Below are 23,642 nucleotides of genomic sequence, written 5' to 3' on the forward strand. Positions count from 1 at the left end.
CGCGGCAGTCGGTCCGGCCTCGTGTCAGCCCTCAGCCCCGGAGCCGCGCGCCCAGCAGTCTGTCGACCGCGAGCAGCGACGCGACGGCCGGGAGGACGACCGCGAGCGCCGTCGCCGGCTCCAGGAGCCCGAGCCCCGCGATGAGCGTCGTCGCGCAGGCGGGCGGGTGGACGAGGGTGGCGGCGCGCATCCCCGCGCTGGTGAGCGCCACCGCCAGGATGCCGCTCGCGGCCAGCCACGGCGGATCGAACGTCAGCGGCGAGGCGGGCACCGGCACCGCCGCCGTGACCGCGAGGTAGGCGACGACGCCGGCGACGACGCCGATCGCGTGTCCGCCCAACACGGTGCGCGCCGAGAGGCCCGAGCGGTCCGTCGAGAGGACGAAGGCCGAGGGACCGAGGCTCGGGAAGACCGCGGGCGCACCCGAGAGCCACGCGGTCACGGCCGCGAGGGTGAGCAACACACCGGCACGGAGGCCGACGGCGAGATCAGCGGCCGGCTCGGATCGGGGCACGTCTCGGAGACTGCCCGCCTCGGGGAAGAGCGATGCGATCCGCGCCGACGGGGGCGACCTCGAACGACAGATACTTTAGGCCGCCCTAAATATCGTGGAGCAATGAAACAGGACGTCTGTGTGATCGTGCCGACGATCCGTGAGTACGAGTGTATGCGGGCCTACTTCGACAACGCCCGCGAGCACGGTTTCGACCTCGACCGGCTGTTCGTGCTCCTCGTGACGGAGGACTTCTGCGACACCGACGCGATGGAGCGGATGCTAGACGAGGAGGGCGTCGACGGCGCGGTCTACGACGGCTCGCGCCGCGAGGCGTGGTTCGAGTCCCAGGGGCTCTCGGCGTTCTCCCACCTGATCCCGGCGGCCTCCCACGCCCAGACCAGCTTCGGCCTCCTGTACATGTGGGCCCACCCGCGGTTCGAGCGCGGCGTCTTCATCGACGACGACACGCTCCCGCACGACGAGTGGGACTTCTTCGGCCGCCACATGGCCAACCTCGACCGCACCGACGAGGTCGAGTCCGTCCGCTCGGACGAGCGCTGGGTGAACGTCCTCTACCAGAACGCCGACGAGCACGGCCTCTACCCCCGCGGGTACCCCTACTCCGCGATGGACGAGGACGTCGAGACCGACCGACAGGAGCTCACGGACGTCGTCGCCTCGCAGGGGCTGTGGACGAACGTGCCGGACCTCGACGCGGTCCGGATCCTGATGGACGGCGACCTGCAGGGACAGGCCCAGACCCGGACCGAAAAGGACGACTTCGAGGGCGACTTCGTCGCCGAACCCGGCCAGTACCTCACCGTCTGCTCGATGAACCTCGCGTTCGAGCGCGAGGTCGTGCCGGCGTTCTACCAGCTCCCGATGGACGACAACGAGTGGGACGTCGGCCGCTTCGACGACATCTGGTCGGGCGTGTTCCTCAAGCGCGCCGCCGACCTCCTCGACAAGGACGTCGTCAACGGCTATCCCCTCTGTGAACACAACAAGGCGCCGCGGCCGACGTTCGACGACCTCAACAACGAGGTCCCCGGCCTGGAGCTCAACGAGCACGTCTGGGAGGTCGTCGACGCCGTCGGCGACGACGCCGACTCCTGGCGCGCGGCCGCCGACGCGATGGCGACGGCGCTGGCGACGAGCGACTTCGGCGACTGGAACAACGGCGCGTTCCTGAACCACTGCGGCGAGTACTGGCTCGACTGGCTCGACTGCCTCACCGAACTGGCCGAGTCGCCCGCGGATCCGCCCCGCGACGCCGTCGTCGCCGACGACTGATCCGCCGGTCGGCTCGACTTCTCCGACGCGATACCGGCGAGCGACGGTACCGGGCGTCGCCGCCTCTCTCCGAACCGGAAGGTATATACGTTTTAGGTTAGCCTAAATCGGATATGGACGAATCACAGGACTTCTCTCGGCGGCCGAACCGGCGGCGGTTCCTGCAGGCGGCCGCCGCCGCGGGAATCGTCGGCGTGGCAGGCTGTAACACCCCGGGCGAGGGGACGGAAACGAGCACCGAGACCGAAGCCGGCGGCGTCGACGGCGACGCGCCCGAGCAGATCGGATCCGGCCGCTCGCCGTTCGGCCAGCGCGACATCTCGGGCGGGGTCTCGATGCAGGAGATGCCGGACCTCGAAGGCGAACTGACGCTGTACTCCGGCCGCGGGCAGGCGCTCGTCGGCGAGCTCATCTCGTTCATCGAGGACCTCTATCCGGACTTCACGATCCGGCCGCTGTACAACTCCGCGGCCGAGTTGGTGAACCAGATCGCCACCGAAGGACAGAACAGTCCCGCCGACGTCTTCTACTCAGTCAACGCCGGGGCGCTCGGCGCGCTCGCGGACCGGGGGCGGACGCAGAAGCTCCCCCAGGAGGTCCTCGAGTTCGTGCCGTCGAACTTCCGCTCCCCGGACGGGATGTGGGTCGGGACCTCGGGACGGGCCCGCTCAGTCCCGTACAACACGAACACGTTCACCGCCGAGGAGATACCCGAGAAGATCATGCAGTTCCCCGAGACAGCGGCCTTCGAGAACGAGCTCGGGTGGGCGCCGACCTACTCCTCGTTCCAGGCGTTCGTCACCGCGATGCGGATCCTGGAGGGCGAACAAGCGACGCGGCAGTGGCTCAACGGGATGCAGGAACTCGGCGTGAGCCAGTATGGCGACGAGTTCCAGGTCGCCCGCGCGGTCGCCGACGGCGAGATCTCCGCGGGCCTGACGAACCACTACTACATCCAGCGCGTGCTGGCGCGGCGCGGGCTCTCGGCCCCCCTCCGGACGGCGTTCACTCAGAACGACGCCGGTGCGGTCTTCAACGTCGCGGGCGCCTGTGTGCTCGACACGGCCGGAGACGCCACGCTCGCCTCGAACTTCGTCCGGCACCTCCTCTCGGCGGAGGCCCAGGACTACTTCGCGCGGACCACCTTCGAGTACCCGCTCGTCCCCGAGATCGAGCCGATCGGCCGCCTGCCGGCGATCGACGAGTTGAACCCACCGGAGGATCTAGACCTCTCGCAACTCTCGGACCTCGAGGCCACGATCGATCTCCTGCGGGAGACCGGCGTCCTCTGAGCAACCGGGACGGACACACACGATGGCCACGGAGCACGAGACGACCGACGACGGCGCCGACGAGGAGAGCCCGCTCCCCCTCGGAGTCTCGGTCGCCGCCGCCGCGGTCGCCGCCGCGGTCGTGCTGCCCGTGCTGTGGCTGGTCCGTACCGCGCTTTCGGTCGGCTACGCGGAGGCACTCTCGCTCCTCGCTCGGCCGACCACCCTCCAGGTGTTCGTCAACAGCGCCGTCCTCGTCGCGCTCACGACGACGGCGTGCGTCCTCATCGGCGTCCCGCTGGCGTACCTGACGGTCCGGACCGACATCCCGTTCCGGCGCTTCTGGACGGTCGTCGTCTCGCTTCCCCTGGTCATTCCGAGCTACGTCGGCGCCTTCGCGTTCGTCTCCGCGTTCGGCCCCCAGGGCGGCTTCCAGCGGCTCCTGGCGCCGTACGGGATCGAGAAGATCCCCGAGATATACGGGCTCGAAGGGACCGTGCTGATCCTCACGCTCTACACGTACCCGTACGTCTACATCACCGCGCGGGCGTCGCTGAAGTCGATGGACACGACCCTGATCGATGCGGCCCGGACGCTGGAGCACGACCGCTGGGAGGCGTTCCGGCGGGTGACGGTCCCGCAGATCCGCCCGGCGGTCGCGGCGGGGGCGCTGCTCTCGGCGCTCTACGTCCTCGCGGACTTCGGGACGCCGTCGATCATGCGCTACGACGTGTTCACGCGCGTCATCTTCGTCGAGTTCGGGACGTTCGGCCGCGACACCGCGACCCTGCTGTCGCTCCAGCTCGTCGCGGTGACGCTCTTCATCCTCTGGCTCGAAGCGCGCGTCCGCGGCGAGGAGCGGACCACGGCCGGCGGGCGGTCGCGCGCGACGGTTTCGCTCGGCGCCTGGCGATACCCGGCGATGGGCTTTGCGGCCCTGATCGCGGGGCTGGCGCTGGCGGTGCCCGTCGCCATCCTGCTCTCGTGGCTCGGAACGTCCTCGGCGACGGTGAATCAGTCGCTGGCGTTCCAGTGGTCCTACGTGGCGAACTCCGTCGTCGTCGCCACCGCGGCCGCGGCCGTCGCGGTCGTCGCCGGACTGCCCGTCGCGTACCTCTCGGCGCGCTACGACGGCTTCCTGCCGGCCGCGTTCGAGCGGATCAGCTACGTCGGCTACGCGGTCCCCGGCGTCGTGCTCGGCCTCGCGCTCGTGTATTTCGGGAGCCAGTACGCGACGCCGATCTACCAGACGCTCTACCTCCTCGTGTTCGCGTACGTGATCCGCTTCCTGCCGCAGTCGGTCGGCTCGCTCCGGGCGTCGTTCCTCACGGTCGACCCCGAACTGCCGGAGGCCGCGCGAACCCTCGGCCAGACGTCCGCGGGCGCGTTCCGGTACGTGACGCTGCCGCTCGTCGCGCCGGGGCTGTTCGGCGGGGCCGCCCTCGTCTTCCTGACGACGATGAAGGAGCTGCCGGCGACGCTGCTGCTGCGACCGTCGGGTTTTACCACCTTGGTCACGCATATCTGGACAGCGTATGAGTCGGGGTACTTCGGACAGGCGGCGATACCGGCCCTGGTCTTGCTCTTCGTCTCGGGGCTCTCGATGCTCGTGATTCTCAGACAGGAGGGATATGATGTCAAATAGCACACAGGCTGGCGTAGAATCGGACCGTCGGACCGGCGTCGGAAGCGACGCCGACGCGGCCGGCGGCGCAGACGGTACCGTCGCCCCGACGACACGGCGCTCGGGGACAGACCAGAGCGACCGCGGCGACGCCGTCCTCGAACTCGACGGACTGGAGAAGTCCTACGGGACCGAGACCGTCGTCGAGGGGCTCTCGCTGTCGGTCCACGAGGGCGAGATCCTCACGCTGCTTGGGCCGTCGGGCTGCGGAAAGACGACCACGCTGCGGATGATCGCGGGGCTCGAACGCCCCGACGGCGGCGACGTCCGGCTCAACGGGCGCGCGGTTTCGGGGACGCCGTTCGTCCCGCCCGAAGAGCGCGGCGTCGGCGTCGTGTTCCAGGACTTCGCGCTCTTCCCGCACCTGACCGCCCGCGAGAACGTCGCCTTCGGGCTGAAGGACCGCCCCGACGACGAGGTCCGAGAGCGGGTCGACGAACTGCTCGACCTCGTCGACCTCGCGGGACAGGGCGACAGCTACCCGGACCAGCTCTCCGGCGGCCAGCAGCAGCGCGTCGCGCTCGCGCGTTCGCTCGCGCCCGAGCCCGAGATCCTGCTCCTCGACGAGCCCTTCTCGAACCTCGACGTCGACCTCCGCGTCGAGATGCGCGAGGAGGTCCGCGACATCATCAAACAGGCCGGCGTGACCGCGGTCTCTGTCACCCACGACCAGGAGGAGGCGCTGTCGATCTCGGATCGGGTCGCGGTGATGAACGACGGCGAGATCGAGCAGATCGGCGACCCCGAGGGCGTCTTCCAGCACCCCGAGTCCCGCTTCGTCGCCGCCTTCCTGGGCTATGCGAGCTTCGTCCCGGGCTACGTCTCCGGCGACAGCGTCGAGACCGACCTCGGGACCGTCCCCCGCGAGCAGATCCACGGCCTCGCCGCCGAGTACGACCACACGAAGATCGACCTCCTGGTCCGCCCCGACGACGTCAGCGTCCGCCGGGCCGAGGTCGAAGACGAGGCCTGCGGCGAGGTCGTCGGCCGCCGGTACCTGGGGCCGACGTTCCTCTACGAGGTGCAATTGGAGACCGGCGAGTCGATCCAGTGTATGCACAACCACGACGAGGACGTCCCCGACGAGGGCCCCGTCGCCCTCGAACTCGACGCCGACCACGAACTCGCGTGGTTCCCGCGCGAACAACGCCCCGCCGACGGCGAGCGGTACAGCGGCTGACCCGTGTTCCGAGGGGCCACAGACCGCGTCCGCGACCGCCTCGGACGAATTATCGAGAGCGCGCGGGCCCACCCCGAGCGGGTCGTCGCCGCGGCGCTCGCCGTCGGCGTCGGCCTCCTGATTTACTACCTCGCGGTCGATCTCTTCCCGTACCTCTCGGTCAACGACGACGAGGGCGTCTACCTCTACCAGGCGGCGATGCTCCTCGAAGGAAAGCTGTTCCTCCGGCCCGGCGACATCCCCTGGGAGGCCGTCCGCCCGTGGTTCTTCGTCGTCGACGGCACCGAGAGCGGGGTTCGGATGTACAGCAAGTACTCGCCGGTCGCGCCCGCGGTCTTCGCCGTCGGGCGGCTGCTCGGCGACTGGAACCTCGCGCTGGGGCTCGTCGCGACCGGCACGGCCGCGGGCGTCTACTGGCTCGGTGCGGCGGCGTTCGACCGCCGCGTCGGGCTCGTCGCCGTCCCCGCGCTCGCGGCCGCGCCGCTCTTTCTGATGACCTCGGCGACGTTCCTCTCATACGCGCCCGCGACGATGCTGAACGTCGCGTTCGCGGTCGCCTACGTCAAGTCCGCGCGGTCCGGGAGCCGACGCTGGGGCGCCGCCGCCGGCACCGCGATCGGGCTGGCGTTCTTCTGCCGGCCGTACACGGCCGTCCTCTTCGCGCTCCCGTTCATCGCGCACACCGTGCTGTCGCTTGCGGTCGCGTGGCGGCGGGCGGGGTGGACCGACGGCTTCCGCGACGTCCTCGGGCGCTCGCTCGCCGTCGCGTTCCCCGGCGCGGCGCTCGTCGGCGTCACGCTCGCCTACAACGCGGTGGTGACCGGCGACCCCCTCGTGTTCCCGTACGCGGCGTTCGCGCCGAACGACGGTATCGGGTTCGGCCCGCACGAGATCCTCAACTACGAGCGCAACTACACGCCGGAGTTGGCCTACGAGACCACCGTGACGATCACGGAGTACTTCTTCACCGAGTGGGTCGCCGCGGGGAGCCTCGGGACCGCACTCGCGCTCGTCGGCGTCGCGGGGGCGGCCTGGCGGGCCCGCGGCGTCGACCTCGGCGCCCGTTTCCGGCCCGCGGCGGGGATGACCGACGGCGAGGTCCGCGCGGTGCTCGCCGGGGTCGTCCCCGCGGTGTTCCTCGGCGAGGCGTACTTCTGGGGGACGCACAACGGCCTCCGGAACGGACTCATCGACCTGCTCGGGCCGTTCTACCACTTCGACGCCCTGGTGCCGGTGGCGGTCTTCACCGCCGCGGGCGTCGCCTGCCTCGTTCGCGGCGCCGGCGACGTCCTCTCGGCGGTCACGACGCGTCGCCGCGCGCGGCTGGTCGTCCTCGTGGCGCTCGTCGCCGCCGCGCCGGTCGTGGCGTCGGCCGAGCGCGCGGTCGTCGAGGACCCGCTGGCGGCGAACGAACTCAGGACAGAGAACCTCGCGACCACCTACGAGCCCTTCGAGGACCGGTCATTCGACGACGCGCTCGTGTTCACGCCGGACCCCTACGGCGACTGGCAGGCCCACCCCTTCCAGTACCTCCGCTACGATCCGGGTTACGACGGCGACGTCGTCTACGCCACCGACGGCGGCCCCGACCGCGACCTCCGGGTGCTGAACGCCACCGACCGGACGCCGTACCGCTTCACCTACCGCGGCACGTGGACCGGCGCGGCGACGCCGGTGAACCCCGAACTCACGCGGCTTCGGGTCATCGAGGCCGAGCGAGTGCGGGCGCGCACCGCCGTCGGCGTCCCCGCCCAGGCGACGAGCGCGAGCGTCCGGATCGAGACGCCGGAGGGCTACGCGCGCTACGCGGTGCCGGCAAACGCGACCGCGAACGAGTCGGTGACCGTCGAGTGGACGATCGGTCCCGAGACCGCGCGGGTGACGAACCTCCCGTACGCCGGCGGGTCGCGGTTCGGCGACGTGCCGCTGGCGGATGGCCGCGCCGAGGTCGACCTCGCGGTGACGTTCGTCGGCGTCGGCGGGTCGAGCGTCACGTACCGCCAGGAGGTGACCCTCGACGCCCGGGGCGACTCGGTCCGGGCCGTCTGGCCGCCCGAGACGCGGGTCTGTCGCCTGACGACCGAGTGCGGCCGCGAGGGCACGTGGGTCGGCCCCGACGGCGACTACGTCCGCGGGGTCGCCGTGGAGACGAGCGCCAGCGCCGTGGGAAACAGTTCGGTCGGCACACCGGCGTAGTCGAAACCGATACGACGCCGCTCCCGACGCGTCTCACATCGGTCCGGAGAACGTCACGTCCAAGAGCCCCTCCTCGACGGCGTACCGCAGGCGCTCGTCGAGGGGCATCTCGCTCCACCGCTCCGGGCGCTCCGCCTCGGGGACCTCGTCGAGGCGATCGACGAGGGACTCGTTGAGGAACCGACCGTTCTCTCCGCAGTCCGGGCACGTGAAGATGACAAAACGGACCCGGTACGAGCGGTCTTCGACGCGCCCGCAGTGGGGACAGACGTACGATTCGGTCACTGCCGGAAACTACGGACCGAGGTAACTCGTATCTGTGGGTTTCGGCCGAAAGTTTCACCGGCCAGGCGTCCGCCGCCACACGATCGCTTCCGCGTTGTCGAGCGCGACGGGTTCCCCGGCGCCGTCGGCGTCGACGCCCGGCGGGACGAGTGCCGGCTCCCAGCCCGCCGACGGTATCGGCGGCGCGTTGGCGTCCCCACGTGCGTCGGCCGCCAGATCGGCCGGCGAGACGTCGACTTCCACACCCTCCATATTGCCCGCGAAGAGGAGTTCCTCGTCGACGTCGGCCTCGGGCGGAGCGCGCCGGTAACCGTAGTACAGGACCGTCCCCTCCGTGGGATGACGGTAGGCGAAGTACTCGTCGTCGCGGAGGTCCGCGCGGAGCCACTCTCGGGCCCTCCGGAAGTCGCGGGTCGCCTGCCGGAACGCGGTCCGCGCGTCGTCCTGGGCCTCCTGCCAGTGTGCGAGGTTCGCGAACTCGGCGACGTCGGCCATCCAGGCGTCGCCGTAGGCGACGAGGTCGGCCGGCGAGAGGTCTCCGAGAGGGTGCTCGAGGGGCGACAGCATCGCCGCCATCGCGTCGAGGTCGTAGTCGGTGACGTCGACCGCCGCCGCCAGCCCGGTCATAAACGAGCGCAGTTGCTCGAGGGAGTCGAACCCGAGTCCCTTCACGCGCCGGAAGAACCGGTCGTCGGCGAAGTCGCGCTCGCGCACCTGCCAGTTGAGGACGTTGACCTCCTCGGCGACGACCTTGACGTTCCAGTCGTCGTCGGTGTCGCGGACGAAGCCCCACGGCGCGCGCATGTTCGCGTTGAGGAAGTCCATCGGGACGCCCGGCAGGAAGGCGTGGAACAGCATCGTCGCGGCGGCGTTGTCGTACGCCGCGTCGAGCGACTCGGGGAGCGTCTCGCCCAGGTAGGGGTTCACCGGGGAGCGGGTGAAGTCGGGGTCGGGATCCAGTTGGGTCCCGCGGCGGACGGTGTCGTGGTTGGCGACCCCGGTGATCCAGTGGCCGCCGAAGTCGGCGACCTCGCGGACCCGCCACCACTTCGTCGCCCAGAACGTCAGGAGCGCCGGGGTGTTGTGGGCGAAGGTGACCGGCGACCACTGGAACGAGTGGGGGTGCTGCTCGATCAGCGTCCGGTAGGAGGACGCCAGCTCCCAGTCCTCGCGCGGCCAGGGCCGCCCGTCCTCGAAGATCATCCACGGACGGTACTCGGTCCCGGCGACCTCCTGGACGACGGCGTCCATCTCCGCGAGGAAGTCGTCGTCGTGGTACATCTCCCCGGTCTCGGGGTCGTAGCTCGTGAAGTCCTGGGCGCCGTCGACGCGGATGCCGTCGGCGCCGAAGTCCATCTTCCGCCGCTGGAGTTCGAGGACGGCCGCCCGGACGGTCGGTTCGGTGTAGTCGAGGTGTTTGCCGTACATCCCCGGACCCAGGACGTACCGGTCCGAGAGGAGTTCCGCCCCGCGGTTGTCGGCGTGCCCGAGCGCGACGTCGAAGACGACCTTGATCGGCTCGGGGAGCGTGTGGCACGCGGCGATGAGGTCTACGAGCTCGTCGGGTCGCCCCGTCTCCAGGATCGCCGGGTTCGGCGCCGAGAACGCAGAGACGACGATGTCGTAGCCCCAATTGATCTGGTTCGGCCGGGACACCCTGGCGGTGAGTTCGCCGTCGCCGCGGTCGGTCTCCGACCAGAAGTCGTGGCCCGTCCGGCTCTCGGTGAGGGGTTCGACCGGCATCAGCTGGATCGCGTCGTAGCCGACGAAGTTCCGCTCCCAGGGTTCGAGGTCCTCGCCCGCGCGGCGCTTCTCGCCGATGGCGGCGTAGCGGTCCGCGAGCCCGGCGAGCGATCCCCGTCCGGTCGCGGTCCCGGGGTGGATCTCCAGCATACTCGTCGCGGGGTCGACGCGGGGGAGGCCGTCGTCGGGCGTCGTCTCCACGCCCTCGGCGTCGGTCCCGAGCGCCTCGAAGTACTCGCGGTCGGCGCGGGTCTCCGCCAGCGAGCCGCGGTCGTAGAACTCCGCGGGCGCGAAGGCCCCGAACGGGACCGAGTACGCTAGCGGGTCGGGGACGGTCTCCCACCCGTCGTCGGTCTCGTAGGTCAGCCGGTACAGCGAGCCGACCGTCTCGCGGGTCCCCGCGCGCATCCCCGCGACGACGCCCCAGTGGTACTCGCCTTCGCGTTCCAGCGGGACGAGGGCCCGGTCGAACGCGACCTCGCGCGCGTCGGTCACCCCCGGATCGAGGTCCGCCGGCGGCGTGAGCACTTCGAGATAGACGTCCTCGGCCGGGACGCCGGCCTCGACGACGTCGGGCGTCCAGAAGCCCACGCGGGCGTGCCCGTCGTCGGTCACGTGTGCGCCGAGTCGACGGACCAGGGGCTTGGCCGCCTCGAAGTCGTCGTCGCGTCGCGCGACGACGTCGCGGTGCCACGCGAGCAGGTCGTCGGTCGCCCCGTCGAGCAGTCGCGGCTCGTCCGCGGGGGCGTCTTCTGGTCCGTGGGACGGCGGCGTCATACCACCGGGAAGACCGCGACGTCGTCGACCGCCAGGCCCTCGGCGGTCGCCAGCGACGCGCCGGAGACGACGTCCGTGGGATCCACCTCCAGCCCGTCGAGCGTGACCGTCGCCGTCGACTCGCCGAAGTTGAGGACGCAGACGTACGCCTCGCCGTCGAGCGAGCGCTCGAACGCGACCGCGCGGTCGGTGTCGGCGTCGTAGTCGATCCGGCGGAGGTCGCCCGCGTAGCCGAGTGGGTCGACCGCCTCGCGGACGTCGAGCAGGCGGTCGTAGTGCTCGCGGAACTCCTCGCGGGCCTGGTCCCAGGCCAGGGCGTCGCGGCGGCCGCGCTGGCCGAGTTCCTGGCCGCCGTAGAGCATCGGGACGCCCGGCAGCGTGACGAGCGCGCCCGCGGCCGCCAGGGCGGCGTCGTCGCCGCACTCGACGACGTACCGGGTCTCGTCGTGGTTCTCGATGTAGAGCATAAACGCCGCGTGCGGCGGGAAGCCGACCGCCGCGCGCTGGTCGATCGCGTCGAGGATCGCATCCGCCGGCTCGTCGCCGCGGCCGACCTGCCGCAGCGTGAAGTACAGCGTGGTGTCGAAGTGCATGTCGAACATCCCGTCGTGGAAGTCCGCGATGTACGGGATGGTCTCGTCGAGGAGGAGGAAGTCGCGGTCGCGGGCCTTCACGCGGTCCCGGAGCTCCCGCCAGAAGGAGTCGGGGACGGCCCACGCCATATCGCAGCGGAAGCCGTCGGCGATCTCGGACCACGTGTCGACGGCGTCGAGCAAGTGTCTTCGAACCTTCAAGTTCGAGAAGTTCCAGTTCGCGATGTACTCCCACTCGAAGTAGGTCTCGGGCTCGCCGCTGTCCTGCCAGTCGTACCAGTCGTAGTACTCCGAGTCGGGGTTCCCGTACGCGTCCTGGAAGAACGGGTGGTCACGCGCGGAGTGGTTCATCACGAGGTCGAAGAGCACCTTCATCCCGCGGTCGTGGGCGGCCTCGACGAACCGCTCGTAGTCCTCGCGGTCGCCGAGGTCCTCGGCGATCGAGAAGAAGTCCGTGATGTTGTAGCCGTGGGGCGCGTGGTCGTTCTGGAGGACGGGCGTGAGCCACAGGCAGTCGACGCCCAGGTCGTCGAGGTAGTCGAGCCGCTCCGCGAGCGCGTCGAAGACGGTGTCGGCGTCCTGTTCCTCGGGCGGGCCGGCGAACCCTCTGACGTAGATCTCATAGAGCGTGACCTCCGTCGCCCACGCCGGCGGGTCGTTCGGGCGGACGATCTCGAAGGCCTCCGTCTCGGGGTCGTCCCGGGAGTCGTCGCCCGCGCGGCCACCGTCGGGGGTGCGGTCCCGGTCCGCTGTCCGGTCGGCGTCGGCGCTCCCTGCCTCCGTCCCTGCCTCTGTCCCTGACCCCTCGGAGCCGATCGTCACCACGCGACCGTCGCCGCCGTCGGGGACGGCCTCGCGGGCGAACTCGATGGTGTCGGGGACGCTGTAGGAATCCGCGACCGCGACGGCGTGGACGCGGACGCGGTCGCCGACCGCGCTGGTGGGGATGCGGAGCTCCCAGCCGTCGACCGCGACGTCGCTCTCGTCGACGTCGTCGCGGTCGTCGACGAGGAACTCGACCACGACGTCGTCGCGGTCGGTGTCGCTGTCGGGGTGCGGCTGCGGGTCGGCGCGGACGACGAGGTCGCTCCCCTCGACGGCGCCGTGCAGTTGGACGCGGGGGCGGCCGCCGCCACCGCCTTCGGAGTGGGTGCCGGATCCCGACCCGGAGACGCCGCCGCTCCCGCCGGGCGAGCGCGCCGATCCGCTCTGGAAACCGCTGATCCCGCTGGCGCCGCTCGCGCCGCCGGCGCGCGCCGTCGGCGCCAGTTCGCCCGGAAACGCACGAATGGTGAGCCGGTGCGTCCGGTCCGGGGCGTCGAGTTCGATCTCGTAGGTCCCCGGGGCGTCGGGGACGAACTCCACGACGGCCGAATCGGGGTCGAGTTCGACGGTGCTGTTCAGCGGGGCGGCGCGGATCCGCCACTCGTAGGTCGCCGCCGGGTCGGGGTCGCGCGGCGCGAGCTCGACAGCGTCGCCGACCGCGACGAACCGGGGAGGCCCTGGATGTTCCATAGGGATCGTAACGACGTATCGTAACTTTGCTTTTGCCCCGATAATCTTTCGTCCGTTTTTCAGGTCCGGGCCAAGCGGTCGACCCAGTTCCGTCAATACTTATGTCGCGGGCCCACTGGTCGGTGTGTATGAGACTTCGAACCGTGCTGAACGAGTACAAGCGCGGCCGTGACGGACACTTTCCGGGAGAGGTGTCCACGAGCGACGGCGCGTTTTCCGGGCACGGCGACCGCCTCGTCCACGTCGGTGATGACGGAGCCCTCCGAGACTACTCGTCGGCGCTTTCGGGACTGTACGGCATCGACCGCTCCCGGTTCGCCATCGAGGCGGACGGCGAGATCCGGTGGTTCGACGACCTAGAGCGCGTCCGTCAGCACTACTACCGCGAGACGAGCCTCGTCGAGACCGAGTACAACGCCGGCTCGTACACGGTACACCAGTACGACCTGACGCTCGGCCGGGCGCACGTGACCCACGTGGAACTCCGTGGGGCGATCCCGCCGGACGCACACCTGACGGCCTTCCTGACCCTCGCGCCCGAGGGTCGGGAGACGCGGGTCGGCAGACTCATCCACGAGTCCGCCGGGCCGAAAGACACCACCGCCGTCGAGGTGTATCACCGCCGCGAGCACGACTACGTCACGGCCTCGACCGGCATCGACGACGTCCGCGGCCAGATCCCCGAGCGGTTCGAGGAGATCCTCTCCGAGGAGGCCTTCGAGTTCCCCCGGGAGGCCGTCCTCGAACGCTACGAGGACACCCACCTCAGCGGCGACATCGTCGTCTCCGCCCCGCTCGAACCCGAGGACCGCGGCGTCCAGACGACGCTCGTCACCCAGCTGTCCGATCACGACGAGGTCGAGCGCGAGGACGCCCTCCGCGACCTGCGGCACTGCGCGCTCGAACACGCGACCGCGGACGACATCCGCGAGGCCGCCCGCGAGCGCGCGGAGGTGTTCGTCCCCGAGGGCGTTCCCCGGTCGCGCTCGGTCCGCTCGGACCTCCGCGCGCTGTCGCTCCTGACGGCGCCGTCGGGGGCGCACGTCGCCGGTCCCGAGTTCGATCCGTTCTACACGCACACCGGCGGCTACGGCTACACGTGGTTCCGCGACGAGGCCGAGGTCGCGCGACACCTCCTGCGGAGCGACGCGCAGTTCGACCTCGGGGTGGACGCCCGGCTCACGGCCATCGCGCGGTTCTTCTGCGACACGCAGCTTGAGGACGGCTCGTGGCCGCACCGCGCGTGGGCGATCGACGGCTCGCTCGCGCCCGGATGGGCCAACGCCCGCGTCGAGGACTCCGACTCGCCGGAGTACCAGGCCGACCAGACGGCGAGCGTCGTCACCTACCTGGCGACGCTCCTCACAGAGCGCGGAGGCGACCTCTCGGAGGGGCTCCGATCGCGCGTCCTCGGGGCGATCGAAGACGGCGTCGACGCCCTCGACGACAGCCTCGCCGATGACGGGCTCCCGGAGTCGTGTCAGAACGCCTGGGAGAACATGGTCGGGCGGTTCGTCCACACCGCGGCCACGTTCCTCCAGGCCTACGCCACGGTCGCGGCCGCCCCGGTCGACGACGACCTCGCCAAGCACGCCGGCGCGCAGGCCGAGGCCGTCTTCGACGGCCTGGACCTGCTCTGGGACGAGTCCTACGAGATCTACGCGCTCCGACTGCGGGACGGCGACGACGGCGGGCTCGACGCCAGGATCGACTCCGGCTCGTTCGCGCTCGTGGAAGCGTTCGCCGCCTACGACGACGTCGACCGACTGCCCGAGCTCCCCGAGTCGAAGCTGTCGCGGCTGGAGACCCACCTCAGCGCCGCGTTCACGGACCTCTACCGCGAGTCCGACGAGGGCGACGCGGCCGGGCTGATCCGGTTCGAGGGCGACTACTGGCGGAGCGCCGACCAGGACGACGAGAAGGTCTGGTCCGTCTCGACCGCCTGGGGGGCGACCGCCGCCGCGGAGTTCGCCGAGCTCCTCGAATCCCACGGGCGGGCGGACGCCGCGGCGGAGTTCCTCGACGAGGCGACCGGACTCTACGAGCTCTTACAGCCCGACGGACCGTTCGCCACCGGGGCCGGCTACCTCTCCGAGCAGGTCTTCGACGACGGGACCCACGACTGCGCGACGCCGCTGGCGTGGTCCCACGCGACGCGCCTGCGGGCGACCGGACTGCTGGAGCGACACGACGCGCTCCCCGCGCCGAAGCCCGCGCCCTCGGGGCCGGGGAGTCGGCCGCGCTGGACCACCGGCGAGAAGTACGGCGTCGGAACCGTCGCCGACCACACCGAGGCGGACCCCTCGCGGATCTGGTTCACGCTCACCGAGGGGTCGCTGACGGAGGTCCGCTTCCCGCGGGTCGACCTGATGAACCTCCGGACGTTCGACCTGCTCGTCGTCGGCGCCGACGGGTCGTCGTACACCGCGCGAACGCACAACGAGACCCGGCGGGACGACGAGGCCGACACCATCGAGCGGCGCGTGGAGGTCGCAGACGACGACGCCCTCCTCTTCAGGCACGTGATCGAGGAGACCGGCGACGGCCGCGGCCACCGCTGGAGGCTCACCGCGGAGTACGTCGCCGACCCCGAACACGACGCCCTGCTCGTCGACGTCGACTTCGAGGCCGACGACGGAAACGAGTACGAACTGTACGCCGCCGCGGACACGGCACTCGTCAACACCGGCACCACGGACCGCGGGATCCGCCTCGGCGGCGAGACCGGCTACAACCTCGTCGCGCGCGACGCCAGCGCCTACGACCCGGCCGGCGACGCCGAGCCGCTCCTCATCGACGAGGACGGCGACGAGTACAGCGTCGCCGCGGCGATGGCCGCCGCCGGCCGCTTCGAGTGGGCCACCGTCGGCGTCGCGGGATCGGACTACCTCGCGGAGCTCTTCTCGGACGGCATCGCCCCGGAGCCCGAAGACAGCGTCGACGACGAGAACGTCGTCCTCGTGGGTCGCATCGGCACCGGCGAGGAGGTCGCGAACCACCTCGCGCTCGGGTTCGCCGAGGACGCCGACACCGCCGCGGCGCTCGGGGAGGCCGCGGGGGCGCTGAGCCGCGACTACGAGACGGTCCGCGAGGGCTACGTCGACTCCTGGCGGGCGTTCCTCGCCGATAAGGACCTGCCCGACTCGGTCGCCCACGACGAGACGCTCGCGAATCAGTACAAGGCCTGTCTGATGAGCCTCCGCGCCGTCGAGGACAAGACGTTCCTCGGTGCCGGGATCGCCTCCCCGTCGGTGCCGTGGGGCGAGGCCGTGAGCGCAGAGGAGGCGAAGGGCTACGGCTACAACTTCGTGTGGTCGCGGGACCTCTATCAGGTGTTCACCGCCTTCGAGGCGGTCGGCGACGTCGAGACCGGCCGGCTGGCCTTAGAGTACATCTACCGCTACCAGCAGGACGACCGCGGCTTCATCCCGCAGAACACCTACCTGAACGGGCGGACGCGCTGGGGCGGCGAGCAGATGGACAACATCTCGTTCCCGGCGGTGATGGCGTGGATGCTCCGCCAGCACGGCGTCGACTTCGACGCCGCCGGATACGACTACGAGAACGTCAAGCGCTCGGCCGACTACGTGGCGCGGAACGGCCCGCCGACCGCCCAGGAGCGCTGGGAGGAGGAGGCGGGCTACTCGCCGTCGTCGATCGCCGCCGAGATCGCCGGACTCGGGTGTTCGGCCGCCATCGCCCGCGAGGAGGGCCACGACGCCGACGCGCTCATCTGGCAGGCGCTCGCCGACGACTGGGCCGACCGCGTCGAGGAGTGGACCGCGACCGAGACCGGCACCAAGCGGCACGAGAACACGCCGTACTTCGTCCGCATCACCCGCGACGGCGACCCCGACGCGGGACACCTCCGGACGCTGGCGAACAACGGCCCGACGCTCGACGAGCGGGAGATCATCGACGCCGGCTTCCTCGAACTGACGCGGCTGGGGATCAAGCCCCCCGACGACGAGACGATCGTGAACTCCGTCCAGGAGGTCGACGACACCATCCGCGTCGACACGCCGCACGGGCCGGCGTTCTACCGCTACAACGGCGACGGCTACGGCGAGCGCGCCGTCGACGAGGAGGGCGCGCCGTGGTCGATCGAGGCGAAGGGCAAAGGGCGGCTCTGGCCCATCTTCACCGGCGAGCGCGGGGAGTACGAACTCCTGCACGACCCGGACGAGGAGGCGCTGGAGCCGCAGAACCTCCTGGAGACGATGGCGGGCTTCGCCAACTCCGGGCGGATGCTCTCCGAGCAGGTCTGGGACCGCGAGCACAGCACCGAGTACAACTGGGCGTTCGGCGAGGGCACCGGCGCGGCGACCCCGCTGGCGTGGTCGATGGCGCAGTACGTCCGCCTGGCCCACGGGATCGACGCCGGCGAGCCGATCGAGACGCCGTCGGTCCTCCGGGATCGCTACGTCGAGACCGACCGGGAGCCGGCCCCCTCCCTCCACGTGAGCACCCGCTTCAAGGGCGACGAGATCGTCGTGTCCGGACAGACCGACGCCGCGGTCGTCGCGGTGAAGACGCCGTCGGAGATCACCCTCCGTCGGCCAGAAGACGGCGGCTTCGAGGCGTCGCTCGACATCGAACACGGCGAGAACCAGATCATCGTCGCGGCTGCGAGCGACGAGGACCTGACCGCCGCGGGGACGAACGTGACTCGCTTCACGCTGTAAGCGGCGGCCGACGCGGACCCGCCCCGCGGACGTCGGATCCGCCATTCCGCCACGGCGCTTTTACTCCGTCGGCGCCTCGCTCCCGTATGGCCACCTACTCGCGATTGACTCGGGTGTCGGCGCCGCTCTCCGAGGTCTGGGAGTTCCACTCGCGCGTCTCGGGACTCGAGGCGCTGACGCCGGAGTGGATGAACCTCCGGATCGAATCCGTCACCGGCCCCGACGGCGAGCCGGATCCCGACGTTCTGGAGGCGGGCTCGGAGATCGAGATGTCGATGCGGCCCCTGGGTCTCGGGCCGCGCCAACGCTGGACGTCCGTCATCGTCGCGCGGGAGTCCGACGAGGACAGCGCGACCTTCCGCGACGAGATGCGCGGCGGGCCGTTCGCGACGTGGATCCACACGCACCGCTTCGTCGCCGACGGCGACGAGACCATCGTCGAAGACGAGGTCGAGTACGAACTGCCGGGCGGCCAGCTCGGGCGGTCGGCGTCGCCGCTCGCGGTGGTCGGCTTCGAGCCGATGTTCCGCGGGCGCCACCGGAAGACGAAGGCGCTGCTGGAATAACGTCGGATATATTGAACTACCGGGGGCGTGAACGGTCGGGTATGGACTGTCCCCGCTGCGGCCGGCCGCTGTCGACGATCGCGATCGCCGGGGGTGACGGCGAGGCGACGTACTGCGAACGCTGTCGGTTCGCCGACGTCACATCCGAGTTCGAGCCGAACCCGGACGCCGAAGAGAGCTGGGACGAGGCGATCGATCGATTCCGCCAGTCGCTCGCAGAGAAGTCAACACGGGACGACGAGGATGGCGCGATCGAAGCAACGGCCAGTGAATCCGAGGAATCTGACGAGTCCGCGGACGCTGAAGCAGAAGAGGAGACGGTCACGGAAGCAGAAGCAGAGTCGGATGCCGACTCGGAAGTGAAGGCAGAGACAGAATACGACGCCGAGGCTGAGTCAGAGTCAGAGTCTGAGGCGGAGTCCGACGCGGATTCGTACGTACAACCCCAAGCGGACTCAGATGGGGAGTCGGAATCGGCAACCGAGTCCGATAGCGATTCGACTCCGACTGATTCGACAGGTCACGACGAGCGCGACGCTGAGGAGTGAGGTCGGAGTCCGTCGACTGATCGGGGGCGTCGGCGACGTCGAAAAGGCGGGGACCGGCATGTTTCACAGCGCCGGTGGTAGCGGATCGGGGACCGGGGACCGCGGTGAGGGCTAGTCTTCTTCCGGTTCGGGCGCGCTCGCGGCGGCCGCCGCGCCATCGGACTCTTCCTCCGAGCGGGCGGCGACGAGCGCCCCGCGGGCGACGCTGTAGAGCGGATCGTCGACGCTCCTGACGTCGCTGATCGAGAACGGGATCTGGACGTCTTCGAGGTGGCGCTCGAATAGCTCCTCGAAGCCGTCGGGGCTCGACGTGCCGCCGGTCACGACGACGGGGACGTCGAGGTCCTCTTCGACGTCTTCCTCGTCGACTTCCGCCGAGAGCTTCTCGACGACGTAGTCCAGGAGGTTCTCGTAGTAGATCGACAGCGCGCCCTCGACGCCGCCGACGTCGGTCTGGAAGTCGAGCGCGAAGTCGTCCTCCTTGATCGAGGTCACCTTGTCGACGGGCGTCCCGGTCGCTTGGCTGGCCTGCTGGTCGATCCAGTCGCCGCCGCGGGCGATCGAGAACTTCATCACCGGCACCGCGTAGTACGCCAGGCAGACGTTCGTCATCCCGGCGCCGAAGGAGACCCCGAGGCCGGTGAAATTGTGGTCTGCGAGCTCGCTGTAGATCACGGCCATCCCCTCGTTGATCGGCTCGGGCTCGTAGCCCATGTCCGACAGCATCGACTCCAGGGTCTTCTGGTGGTAAAGCGTCGAGAGCTCCGAGTCGATCGGGTCCGCCGGCGACGAGAAGAACAGATTCTCCCCGTCGGTGCTCGGCTCGCCGACGACCTGCTCGGTGATGAGCTTGATCATCGGGATGGCGGAGGCCTCCTCGCTGGAGAGGATGCCGCGCTGCATCGGCCGGCGGGTCTCCTTGTTGAAGATGTTCGCGAAGTTGAGGGCGTCGTCGCCGACGACGTACACCTTGTCGTCCTTCCGGATGTGGAGGACCTCGCTCCGCGAGAGCATCTGTTCGGCCATATCGCTGTACTCGATCTCCACGAAGGAGTTGCGCTGCTGTACGAACTTCGTCCCGTCACCGTCAGGGCTCGATGACAGGATGTTCATCGTACCGACGTCCAGGCCTTTGGCCATAGGTATTCCTTGGTAGGATACCACAAAAATTGCACTGTGTAGATTGTTGTCATATCTCGCTCGGCGACCGGGCTCGGCGGAGTGCCGTCAGCCGACGGTCGGCCTCACGAGAAGAGCGAGCGGAGGCGGTCGAACACGCCTTCGGCGTCGTCGTCAGCGGCCGCCTCCTCGCGTTCGCGCTGTTGGGCCCGCAACTCCGCCAGCGCGTTCACCTGATCGGACGTGCCGGAGTCGCTCGTGGCCGTCTTCTTCTGGCCGCCGCGGAGGCTCTGGAGGCCCGCAACCGCGTCGTCGACGCTGCCGCCGCGGGACTCCTTCGCCGAGGCGTTGCCGAGGCCGACGCTGTCGGCGTCGTCGAGCGAGGAGTCGGTGAGCGTCAGCGTCCGGCCGCTGTCGCGCTCGACGCCGCCCCAGTTGATTTCGGCGCCCTCCATCGCGTCTTCGATGTCTCGGCGGACCTGTTCGTCGGTGACCTCGGGCTCGTCGTCCGTGGCGTCCGACTCGCCGGACGTCGAGGCGCCGGAGAGTTCGGCCTCGGTCCGGACGGTCGCCCGCTCGACGTGGTAGCCGGACAGCGCCGTGCCGGCGGTCGCGACGACGACGACCGCGCCGAGCGCGTAGATGCCGACGACGGTGCTGCTGTACGTGTACCACGCCTGCGGGTAGATCTGGGTGAAGCGGACCGCCGCGATCAGGCACGCGACGACGCCGAGTCCGGCGGCGGCGTCGATCCGGCGCGATACGGGGAGCAGGACGGTGACACCGAAGAGCACGACGGGTAGTCCCGCGGCGCCGGCGGTCACCGCAAACTCCCGGAGGACGAACTTGAACGTCCCGCTGGGCGAGACGGTCGTGCTCCAGAGGAAGACGGCGATCGAGACGACCACGAGCCCGACGCCGGTGAAGAAGAGGCCGAACCCGGCGTAGACGTCGCGGCTGTCTCGGACCGGTCCGACGTACCGGCGGTACAAGGAGTGGAGGAGGGCTCCGGGCCCGGTTCGTTCCATACGTATACTGATTGCGACGAGCGTCAAATAATTTCGCCCCCGGTGTCGCTCCCTGTCTCGGAAGCGGTCCGCGGGCCGTCCTCGGACCGATCACCGCACCGCGGCGGCCCGCCGAAAGCACTTATCCCTCGGTCGGTCAGGGAGGGTATGCACAGCCCTCCACCGTCGGATTCGGACGCTACCGTGTCCGACGCTCGCGAGCCGGACGACCCCACCGCCGCGACGACGCGTCGGTCCCTCGTCGCCGCGCTCGCGAGCGTCGGAATCAGCCTCCCGCTCGCGGGGTGTGGACTGCCGGGAACGTCGTCGCCGGAGACCGATTCCGGGACGGCGGGATCGACCGAATCGCCGTCATCGGGGACGGACGCCGACCTCGGCCCGGCGCCGACGCTCGTGGGACCGTGGCCCCAGGCCCGCGCGGACGCCGCCAACACCGGCGCGGCGGAGTCGACGGCGCCGACGAGCGACCCGAGCGTGCGCTGGGAGACTACTGCGGCGGGCACCGTCGGCGCGGCGGTGGGCGTCCCCGGTCCGAGCGGGCCGACGGCGTCGTTCGAGACCGGCGACGGGGACGACTCCGAAGCCGCCGTCTACGCGGTCGCCGAGGACGGGCGAGTCGCCGCCGTGGACGGGGACGGAATCGTCCGCTGGCGCACCACAGTCGAGGCGGGGCGTTTCCCGCCGAGCGCGGCGGACGGACGCGTCGTCGTCCCCGCGCGCGAGCGCCTCACCGTCCTCGACGCGGACACGGGTGAACTGCGACGGACGATCGACGTCCCCGGCGGGATCCTCTACGCGCCGACCCTCGACGGCGGTCGCGCGCTCGTCGGCACCTTCTCCGGGGGCGTCGTCGCGGTCGACCTCGCCTCCGGCGAACAGTTGTGGCAGGCCGGCGAACCGAGCCGCGCGTTCCCGCCCGTCGTGGCCGACGGCGTCGCCTACGTCGCGGCACGGCGGTGGGACGCCGACGACGGCGGGGGCTCGGGGGACGCGGGCGTCCTCGTCGCCGTCGACGTCGAGAGCGGGACGGTGCGCTGGACGGAGTCCCTCGAAGGGCACCCGACGGCCCCGCCCGGCGTCCACGACGGCGTCGTGTTCGCGGGGACGCACAGGGGCGCCGTCCACGCCGTCGAGGCGGGGTCCGGGCGGGAGCACTGGCGCGAGACCGTCGGCGACTGGGTGACCCGCGGCCCGACCGCCGCGGCCGACGGGGTCTACGTCGTCGTGCTCGGCGAGGGCCCCGCGAAACTCACCCGCGACGGCTCGGTCGCGTGGCGCACCGGCGAGGGCGACGGCCCCGACCTGGAGGTCGGCACGAACCCCGCGTTGACCGACGAGGCGGCGCTTTTCGGCGGGACCGAGGGACTCGTCGCCGTCGGACGCGACGACGGCGCCGTCCGGTGGCGGGCGCCGACCGACGGGGCGGTGCAGTTCGACGTCCGCGTCGAGGACGGCACGGCGTACGCGGGCGACCGGTACGGAACGGTCGTGGCGGTCGACGCCGACTCGGGCGAACAGCGGTGGACTCTGCCGTTCCAGCCCGAGACGGTGCCCGGTCCAGTCATCGGGCCGCGGACCGTCGCTGGCGGGAGCCGCGACGGCGGGACGTACGACCTGCTGGCGGTCGACGGGCTGGAACTCGGCGTCGTCGGGGGCATCGACGGGACCGGCCTCACGCCGGCGTTCCTCGGCGGCGCCGACGGCTCGCGCGAGACGCTCCTCGCGGGCGGGACCGAAGGCTCGTTCGCCCGCGTGCGAACGATCGACTACGGCGACGCGCCGGGAACGGACCTCCCGCCGACGGCGACCCCCACGGCGACCCCTGGTCCCGGAGAGCCCACGATCACGCCGACTCCCCACATCGATTTTCCGGAGCCCGAGTCGCTGTGGGAATCGACGCCCGAGGTCGAGCCGCGCTCGGCGATCACCTACGCGGACGGCTGGGGCTACGTCGGGACGAGCGAGGGCGTCGCGGCCGTGGACGCGCGGACCGGCAGTCTCCGTCTGCGGCGCGGACTCGGCTCTCTTGTCCCCAGCGCGCCCGCCGTGGTCGAGGACCGGCTGTTCGCCGCCACGCGCGCGGGTCGACTCGTCGCGCTGGAGGTCGTGACAGACGGGAGAAGCGGATCGACCGCTGATACCGACGTCGCCTGGGACGTCTCACTCGACGACGACGTCCGCGCGGGGCCGGCGGTCGCAGACAAGAGCGTCTACGTCGCCGACGAGTCCGGGACGGTGACGGCCGTCGGTTTCGACGGCGACCGCCGGTGGTCGCAGTCGCTCGACGGGGCGATCTACGGCGGGGTCGCGGTCGCCGGGGGGCACGTCTTCGTCGGGACGACAGCGGGCGAGGTGGTCGCGCTCGCTCGGGAGGGCGGCTCCGTGGCGTGGCGCGCGCCGGCCGCGGGAGCCGTTCACGCCTCCCCAGCGGTCGCTACCGAGGCCGACGGAACTGGCGGGACCGGCGAGGCGGGCACGGCGACGGTGTACGCCGGGGATCACGCCGGAACGCTGTCGGCCTTCGACGCGGCGACGGGCGACGTCCGGTGGCGGCTCTCGCTCGGGCGGTGGGCCGACGCGCCGCCGGCGCTCGGCCACGGCGCGGTCTTCCTCGCCGACGGGACCGGGCGCGTCTACGCCGTCGTGGGCGAGTGAGGCGAGCG

General features: G+C 70.7%; 15 protein-coding genes. 9 read left to right on the plus strand and 6 right to left on the minus strand.

The annotated features are described in order from the left end of the window. Window positions 1–31: 31 nt before the first annotated feature. Window positions 32–514, minus strand: a complete 483-nt coding sequence (locus ACQUQ0_RS15335; protein ID WP_435186380.1) for an HPP family protein — start codon at window positions 512–514, stop codon at window positions 32–34. Window positions 515–616: 102 nt separating this feature from the next. Here ACQUQ0_RS15335 and ACQUQ0_RS15340 point away from each other — a divergent pair, with 102 nt between their 5' ends. From ACQUQ0_RS15340 to ACQUQ0_RS15360, 5 genes are all read left to right on the plus strand, one after another. After that, window positions 617–1,789 carry an alpha-1 4-glucan-protein synthase gene (locus ACQUQ0_RS15340; RefSeq protein WP_435186383.1) on the plus strand — a complete coding sequence of 391 codons (1,173 nt, stop codon included), beginning with the start codon at window positions 617–619 and terminating at the stop codon, window positions 1,787–1,789. Window positions 1,790–1,902: 113 nt separating this feature from the next. Then, on the plus strand, window positions 1,903–3,081 hold the full coding sequence (locus ACQUQ0_RS15345) for an extracellular solute-binding protein (RefSeq protein ID WP_435186386.1): 1,179 nt from the start codon (window positions 1,903–1,905) through the stop codon (window positions 3,079–3,081). A gap of 22 nt (window positions 3,082–3,103) precedes the next feature. Then, complete coding sequence (locus ACQUQ0_RS15350) at window positions 3,104–4,705, plus strand: ABC transporter permease (RefSeq protein ID WP_435186388.1); 1,602 nt, start codon at window positions 3,104–3,106, stop codon at window positions 4,703–4,705. Next, entirely contained in the window at window positions 4,695–5,924 is a 1,230-nt protein-coding gene (locus tag ACQUQ0_RS15355) for an ABC transporter ATP-binding protein (RefSeq protein ID WP_435186390.1), read from the plus strand. Before ACQUQ0_RS15350 ends, ACQUQ0_RS15355 begins: the two co-directional genes overlap by 11 nt. Window positions 5,925–5,927: 3 nt before the next feature. Then, window positions 5,928–8,120 carry a glycosyltransferase family 39 protein gene (locus tag ACQUQ0_RS15360; RefSeq protein WP_435186392.1) on the plus strand — a complete coding sequence of 731 codons (2,193 nt, stop codon included), beginning with the start codon at window positions 5,928–5,930 and terminating at the stop codon, window positions 8,118–8,120. Window positions 8,121–8,153: 33 nt separating this feature from the next. Here ACQUQ0_RS15360 and ACQUQ0_RS15365 read toward each other — a convergent pair whose 3' ends face one another. The 3 genes from ACQUQ0_RS15365 to malA are packed head-to-tail and all read right to left on the minus strand — an operon-like array spanning window position 8,154 to window position 13,033. Continuing rightward, window positions 8,154–8,405, minus strand: a complete 252-nt coding sequence (locus tag ACQUQ0_RS15365; protein ID WP_435186394.1) for a hypothetical protein — start codon at window positions 8,403–8,405, stop codon at window positions 8,154–8,156. 54 nt (window positions 8,406–8,459) lie between these two features. Continuing rightward, window positions 8,460–10,925: a glucosylglycerol hydrolase gene (gghA, locus tag ACQUQ0_RS15370; RefSeq protein WP_435186396.1), complete on the minus strand. Its 2,466-nt coding sequence runs from the start codon at window positions 10,923–10,925 to the stop codon at window positions 8,460–8,462. Next, a complete protein-coding gene (malA, locus tag ACQUQ0_RS15375) occupies window positions 10,922–13,033 on the minus strand; it encodes an alpha-amylase MalA (protein WP_435186397.1) in 2,112 nt (703 codons plus the stop codon). The genes gghA and malA overlap by 4 nt, the downstream gene beginning before the upstream one ends. Window positions 13,034–13,161: 128 nt before the next feature. Here malA and ACQUQ0_RS15380 point away from each other — a divergent pair, with 128 nt between their 5' ends. The 3 genes from ACQUQ0_RS15380 to ACQUQ0_RS15390 all read left to right on the plus strand — a co-directional run bounded on the left by ACQUQ0_RS15380 (window position 13,162) and on the right by ACQUQ0_RS15390 (window position 18,832). After that, complete coding sequence (locus tag ACQUQ0_RS15380; RefSeq protein WP_435186398.1) at window positions 13,162–17,718, plus strand: glycoside hydrolase family 15 protein; 4,557 nt, start codon at window positions 13,162–13,164, stop codon at window positions 17,716–17,718. Between the two features lie 86 nt (window positions 17,719–17,804). Next, window positions 17,805–18,284, plus strand: a complete 480-nt coding sequence (locus ACQUQ0_RS15385; RefSeq protein WP_435186400.1) for an SRPBCC family protein — start codon at window positions 17,805–17,807, stop codon at window positions 18,282–18,284. A gap of 41 nt (window positions 18,285–18,325) precedes the next feature. Then, entirely contained in the window at window positions 18,326–18,832 is a 507-nt protein-coding gene (locus ACQUQ0_RS15390; protein ID WP_435186403.1) for a hypothetical protein, read from the plus strand. 111 nt (window positions 18,833–18,943) lie between these two features. On the opposite strand, the gene ACQUQ0_RS15395 is transcribed toward ACQUQ0_RS15390, so the two are convergent. Both ACQUQ0_RS15395 and ACQUQ0_RS15400 read right to left on the minus strand, forming a co-directional pair. Further along, a complete protein-coding gene (locus tag ACQUQ0_RS15395) occupies window positions 18,944–19,972 on the minus strand; it encodes a hypothetical protein (RefSeq protein ID WP_435186404.1) in 1,029 nt (342 codons plus the stop codon). Between the two features lie 104 nt (window positions 19,973–20,076). Beyond that, window positions 20,077–20,979: a DUF7139 domain-containing protein gene (locus ACQUQ0_RS15400; RefSeq protein ID WP_435186406.1), complete on the minus strand. Its 903-nt coding sequence runs from the start codon at window positions 20,977–20,979 to the stop codon at window positions 20,077–20,079. Between the two features lie 147 nt (window positions 20,980–21,126). Here ACQUQ0_RS15400 and ACQUQ0_RS15405 point away from each other — a divergent pair, with 147 nt between their 5' ends. Beyond that, window positions 21,127–23,634 (plus strand): PQQ-binding-like beta-propeller repeat protein, encoded by a 2,508-nt coding sequence (locus tag ACQUQ0_RS15405; protein WP_435186407.1) that lies wholly within the window; start codon window positions 21,127–21,129, stop codon window positions 23,632–23,634. Window positions 23,635–23,642 lie beyond the last annotated feature (8 nt).

Source organism: Halobellus sp. EA9 (genome assembly GCF_051195055.1).
Classification (GTDB): domain Archaea; phylum Halobacteriota; class Halobacteria; order Halobacteriales; family Haloferacaceae; genus Haloquadratum; species Haloquadratum rubicundus.